Raw genomic sequence first — 5997 nt, forward strand, 5'->3', positions numbered from 1 at the left:
CAATTCCTTAATGCTCCCTACGGTCCGCTTACCATTGACAATCGCGGAATATAGTACTCTTATTCCTTATAAAACTCTTTTGTTCACTTGCCCAACCCAATTGCTAATCCTACTGCACCACCTATTGCAAGGCCTAAGATAAGATTATTAAAAAGTAAACCGAAGATGGCCCCGAATGCCAACCCTATACCTATTCCAATTCCTATTGTTATCCTCCTTTTTTTATCATCAGACAAAAAATATCCCCTCTTTCTTAGAAATTATCAATTATAAGCTTTATTCGAACTTAAAGAATACTCATAACAAAGACCGCCCATTATGTATCAGTTTATAAGGCGGTCTTATCTCTATGTATGCTATATATCTATTCGTAAATTCCCGACATTATTTCCAATGCCCCCATCATCACATTCTAAAAATAAACCAATGAAAAACCAGGAGAAAAAGAGAGAGGATTTTTATAGTTAACTAATTACTGACGTAATCAATGTTATCTATAAAAAGTATCTTGAAAATTACATGTTATTCGCCCTTGTTTTTAGGTAAAGCTGACAATTGCCTCTATAACAAACATAAGGGGCAAATATCATATAGAACATGTCATGATACAAAGAAAAAGACACCTTTAAGGTGCCATTTTTCAATAAATCTTCTCTTAAGTATTATGAAAAACATACTATATGTTGTTCCTGATACATTATTAAGGTTGTCAATAATGTGGGAACTTATATGGTTTGGAAAACTTAAGTTAAAGCTTCCAAAACTCCCACCACTTCTTTTTTTCTTCTGAGGCAGCAAGTTGTTTTCTCGTCTCTTGAATTTCACGTATATGAGTCATACTCTGCCGATCCATACGTTCTACAAGCTTTTTATTAAACTCCATTTGTTCATTTAATTGTTTTTTTATCTCTTCAAGGCTTTGAGCCATATCATCAATTTTATCCTTGAATTCATGGGCTTGCACGGCCATTTGTGCTGGTTGCATGGGGGGTGTTCCTGTACGTGTGCCATAACGCTCGACTACTTCTAAACACGCAGTTTCTTTGGTTTTTCGTTGAACTTTTACAAATTGTTTAAACAATTGTAGAGCCTTCAGGTCATGATCGGTAAATGCACGGCTGTCATTCTCTCCCTTAATGAATTTATAACCTGCGGCCTCCAATTGAATACACCACTTTCTCAAAGTACTATCAGATATCTCTAGCTTCTTTGCTACCTCACCAGTCCAATAAGCCGGCTCTTGCCCAAGTTTCGCATCTGACATATCGTTCCCTCCCGTGCAATTATAATTATATAAAGAGTTATACTTCGTATCTCAAATATCCTTTAAACAATAACAAAGAACGCCCCCCATGCACATCGTTTTAGTTATGCATGGGGGGCGTTCTTATACGATAAACCCTATTATATCAAGGTTTTGAAACTAATATGATTTGTTAAATTTTATTTATAACAAAAACAAGTGCACGCCCCCCATGCAACCAATTTTCATTCGATGCATGGCAATCGTTCATACCCGTTTCCCCGTTCGTTTTGGGGTGGCGAGCTGGCTAGGGGTTCGGGGACTAGTCCCCGTTTGCGTCTCCTATTTTTAGAAAACAGAAATTTAGAACGGCTGCTCTGGCGGTTCGGCAGGTACAATTGCTATTACAAGCCGATCATGATTAACTTCGTTTTGGGTATGGTCGGCTTGGCGAGATAACCTAACCTGCCGAAATTTGAAATACAAGGAGAAAAGAGTGGAGATTTTTTAAGTGATCTTCTTAAAAAATACTACTCGAACCTTGTATTTCAAATAGCAAACATCAGATATAGAAAGAAGAGCTCTTAAAAGTATTGGTATAGAAGGGTTTTAAAAGTTTAAATGTTTCATAGCTGGTGAAACATATATGTTTCATAGCTGGTGAAACATAATGAAACAAGATGTTTCAAAAAGTATTTACTTTGTTTCTTATTTGGAATATAATGTACACAATGAAACGAGATGTTTCAAAAGTGATACATATATGTTTCATAGCTGGTGAAACATTTGAAGAAAAATAAGGAGGGACAAAAGGAGTTGGAAGAAGAAAAAGTGAAAGTCGAACTAACAAAAAATGAATTACAAATGCTTCACAAATTTATGGAAATTCAAGAGCGTGAAGAAGAAAGAGAAAAGATAAAAAAAGAAAACGATAAAAATGCTAATTTTGTTCAGCTTTATAGAGAACACATGCCAGAAATAAGATGGCTTATGAGTAATCATGGTTTTGCAAGCTCTATATTATTTTTCATCTTAGAACATATGGATACAAGAAATGCATTAGCTTGCTCTTATGAAGTGTTTATAGACTACTTTGGAAAATCACGTACAACAGTCTATAGAGCAGTTAAACTCTTACAAGAGAATGGATTTATTGATGTTTTAAAAATGGGTACATCCAATATTTATATTGTTAATGCTGACCTTGCTTGGACAGATTATAACTCTAAAAAGAAATTTGCTAAATATGATGGGAAAATTCTAGTTAGTAAAAAAGAAAATAAAGATTATCAATACAGAAGTCAATTTGATCGTTTTAAAGCTTTACGTGAAAGAGAGGGTCTAAAGTGAGTAATCGTGACTTAGTGCTTAAAAAAATGAAGTCTCATGAAAACAGAGTTAAAGAGGCTAAAAGAGTACTAACTTACCTTGAAAAACTTGAAGAACCAAATACTAATCGTATTAAAGACATTAAAAGAATAATTAACTTTTTAGAACACGAATTAGATGTTAAAAAAGTAGCTATGAAGTTAGTTGACTTACAGTTTGGAGTTCATCGAAAAAATTAATTATTTAAGGAGGTGATCCAAACGAATCACAGCAGGTCCAAACTAAATAAAATGAAAAGGGCACTTCCTCTGCAAAGGAAGCACCCCCATGGACAACATATACAAGTTGATTATAACATGGGTTGCCCTCAAAAAATAGGAGGGTCTTATCATGGATCAAAGTGAAAAACTATTAATGGGTATTGAAAATATTTTAAGTATAGCTTCTGATTTAGTTGATGAAGTTGCTCGACTGAAAAGTGTAGAAGAAGAATGCAAAATCCTGAAAGAGAAAGTCTTCATGAATCAATTTACTAAAGCAGAACAAGAAGTGTTTGCTCTTGCTATTGATGGTCATTCTATTTCAGAAATACAAGACATTCTCCATAAAGAAGAGTGCACGATTAAGAATCAAAGAAGAAGTATCTTAAAGAAGTTGAATACACCATCTATGACAGAAGCTGTTCAACAGTTTCAGAATTTACATCAAGAGCCCTCACAAAAACTAATACGTACTTCTTAACTATATATAGCCTTAAAGGCTATAAGAGCAGGCTTAAGCCTGCTTTTTCTTTTACCCATGCAATATTCTATTGCAAATTTGCTATGTAAAGGTTGCATAGCTGGTGCAACCTTTGAGCAAACTACTCAAGAAGCAGTAAGCTTTCGATCCTTCAATAAAATGAATGTAGCAGAAAAAACTCCCGACCTCCTGAGGAGTTTTTTCTGTTTTCACCCTGTATATGCTATACAAGGTTAGTTAACATAATGTCTCTTTCCGGTACACATCAAAAAAGAGAACCCTTCTCGCATAAGGGTTCTCATAAGGCTACGATTTCTGCTTTATGCAGCTTTTTATACATCCTTGATATGACTACGTTTTCTCTTCAGGTGATTGAAGGAAAGATGTATAAAAAGGCTACCTTTTATACATATGTTCTTACGGTAAAATGTAGTCTTTATGGAAAAAATATGCTATAATTTGTTTGCAGCTATCTTTTCGATATTTGTTAAACGTTTGAACCCTGTGAAAAAGCTACCTCGCGTCCACTGCCGAGGTAGCTTTTTATTTTGTTAATAGGGTTACCTTAAGTCTCTTTTCTTTCTAGCTCTCTAATTTGTTGTCTTAATTTTTTATTTTCTAACTGCGCTTGCATTGCAAATGTTAAGGCAACTAATGAAACAACCACAGGAAATAATGTGTAATCCATATACGAAACCCTCCTATTTTCATTAATTCATTAACAAGTAAAGAATTTATTCACTTTACATAAAAAGGTACTCTCTTTAAAAGAGAGTACCTCAAATGAAATATGCTGATGAACGGGCATTATATCATAAACACTTTATTCTCGCTCAAATCCTTGTTCTTGCTTTTTAGTTCGCTTCTGGATACCACCTACGTGTTGAATAAAAGCAACCATTGGAGAGCTCTCTAAATGCTTTTCTAACCAGTTTAAGGCTTTCTCCTTCCATACTTTTAACATCTTATTTTCTTTTTCTAATTGCTCTACTTTTCTATTAGCCTTGTCCAATTGCTCTTTAGGAACATAATCTTGTGTAATCTTCATCACATATTCAGTCATGTTATCTGAAGCTTTATTTTCCTTTTTAAGCAATTCTTTAGTGAATTTGTGGTTTTGCTTTTCCGTGGTTAATTCATCGCTTAAATGGCTTATATGGGCCTTATATTCAGTATCTAGTTCTCTCTTAGCCTCTTCTTTTACGTTTTCTTTTTGTTCAGCAGAAAAATCACGCACAAGTTTCTCTCTCATTTGCTTCTTTGCTTTCTCTACTTCTCCATTTTGATGAGAAACATAAACACTCAAATCTTGCTTTATGTCTTCTAATTGTTCCTTTAAAGCCTTATTCTCTTTATTTTTACGATCTATTTCTTGACTCAAAGCATGGGTACGTTGATGTTCAGCAACAAGTGTACTTTGCAAATTCTTCGTTAAATCCATAAGTCCATCAAAATCACCTTGTTCAAGCTTCACTTTTCCTCCGAAGGCTGTTTTAGATGTATTGATGTTTAAAGAAGTACTCCAAAGTTCTTCAATACGTCGATCACTTCGTAATTCGGTAGGTCCCTCTTCTTTGATTTGTCGTAATGTATCAATTCTATTTATCTCTTTTTCTTTAAAAACTAGTTGTCGCTCTAATTGATTTAGCTCTTTTTGTCGTTCTTCTTTCTTAAACTCATGAACACTCTTATGTTTTACTTCACTTGATTTGCCACGTTCAATCTTGAAGCCTTTCATACTCATTTGGGTATGAAAATCGTCCTGAATTGCTTTTATTTTCGTTCTCCCATGAAAGTAGCTCTTTGCAGCTAATCGTCCATCCTCTGTGATAGGAACCACTCCAACATGCATATGAGGTGTTGATTCATCATAATGTACCACCGCATATAAAATGTTGTGCCTTCCATACTTCTCAGAAATATGTTCATAAGCTTCTTGAAAATAAACCTTCTGTTGACCATCAGATAACGTATTCATATATTCTGGACTCGCAGAAATAAAGAACTCTGATATCAAGACAGCATCTGCACGAATTTTTCTCTTCACTCTTGCATCGATCATTTCCTTAATTTTTTCGTGATATTTAATTTTCTCCTCGTTCACTAAATCATAATTCAAGCTTGTTCTGTCTGAATCAATGTCCTTATTTTTGCTTTCTTTTCCTTCTCGTTGATTGTGTTTCTGTATGCCTGTAATTGCTTCTTTTTTGAATTTTTGTACCCTGATAATCCCATATTGCGCCATTCTATTTCCCCCTATTCCGACCACTGTTCCTAGGTTAAGCATACCATAACTATAGATTTGGTGTAACGCACTACACCAATTTTTCACCTTCGGTCAAATTGGGAGCGCGCTCTACGAGGTGGGCGGTCGGCGTTCCTCCCTGTGTTTGGCTCCGCCAAAAAGAAAAAAGACATCCTTCACGGATGCCCTTTTTCTTTAAGACCGTGGACGCTGTCCAGCACCTGTAAGGGGAACCCTTCCCCTTAACCCCATCCTAAAAACTCCCCCAACCCCCTCACTTTTTTGAGGGGGCTCCCTCGCCGGTTGGCGTCAAACAAACGCGTTTGTTTGAGTGCCAAGAGGGTCTTGGTGTGGAGAGATTATCAATTCCTTAATGCTCCCTACGGTCCGCTTACCATTGACAATCGCGGAATATAGTACTCTTATTCCTTATAAAACT

7 protein-coding genes are annotated in these 5997 nt (G+C 35.5%); 3 read left to right on the forward strand and 4 right to left on the reverse strand.

The features are described 5' to 3' along the window. Window positions 1-83: 83 nt before the first annotated feature. Window positions 84-236 carry a glycine zipper domain-containing protein gene (locus ACFX4N_RS30900; RefSeq protein ID WP_377263803.1) on the reverse strand — a complete coding sequence of 51 codons (153 nt, stop codon included), beginning with the start codon at window positions 234-236 and terminating at the stop codon, window positions 84-86. A gap of 512 nt (window positions 237-748) precedes the next feature. Continuing rightward, window positions 749-1264: a DUF3967 domain-containing protein gene (locus tag ACFX4N_RS30905; RefSeq protein ID WP_377263805.1), complete on the reverse strand. Its 516-nt coding sequence runs from the start codon at window positions 1262-1264 to the stop codon at window positions 749-751. An 843-nt stretch (window positions 1265-2107) separates the two neighbouring features. Here ACFX4N_RS30905 and ACFX4N_RS30910 point away from each other — a divergent pair. The 3 genes from ACFX4N_RS30910 to ACFX4N_RS30920 all read left to right on the forward strand — a co-directional run bounded on the left by ACFX4N_RS30910 (window position 2108) and on the right by ACFX4N_RS30920 (window position 3313). Continuing rightward, the gene (locus ACFX4N_RS30910) at window positions 2108-2593 is read left to right on the forward strand and encodes a replication/maintenance protein RepL (RefSeq protein ID WP_377263815.1); all 486 of its coding nucleotides are present in this window, start codon (window positions 2108-2110) and stop codon (window positions 2591-2593) included. Then, window positions 2590-2811 (forward strand): hypothetical protein, encoded by a 222-nt coding sequence (locus ACFX4N_RS30915; protein WP_377263807.1) that lies wholly within the window; start codon window positions 2590-2592, stop codon window positions 2809-2811. Before ACFX4N_RS30910 ends, ACFX4N_RS30915 begins: the two co-directional genes overlap by 4 nt. Before the next feature lie 151 nt (window positions 2812-2962). Continuing rightward, window positions 2963-3313, forward strand: a complete 351-nt coding sequence (locus ACFX4N_RS30920) for a helix-turn-helix transcriptional regulator (protein ID WP_377263809.1) — start codon at window positions 2963-2965, stop codon at window positions 3311-3313. Window positions 3314-3878: 565 nt separating this feature from the next. Here ACFX4N_RS30920 and ACFX4N_RS30925 read toward each other — a convergent pair. Beyond that, window positions 3879-4001, reverse strand: coding sequence for a hypothetical protein (locus ACFX4N_RS30925; protein WP_377263811.1), 123 nt, complete (start codon window positions 3999-4001; stop codon window positions 3879-3881). 135 nt (window positions 4002-4136) lie between these two features. Next, window positions 4137-5558, reverse strand: coding sequence for a MobV family relaxase (mobV, locus tag ACFX4N_RS30930; protein WP_377263813.1), 1422 nt, complete (start codon window positions 5556-5558; stop codon window positions 4137-4139). Between the last annotated feature and the right edge of the window lie 439 nt (window positions 5559-5997).

The sequence above is a fragment of the Priestia sp. YIM B13551 genome, assembly GCF_042787905.1.
Taxonomy (GTDB): domain Bacteria; phylum Bacillota; class Bacilli; order Bacillales; family Bacillaceae_H; genus Priestia.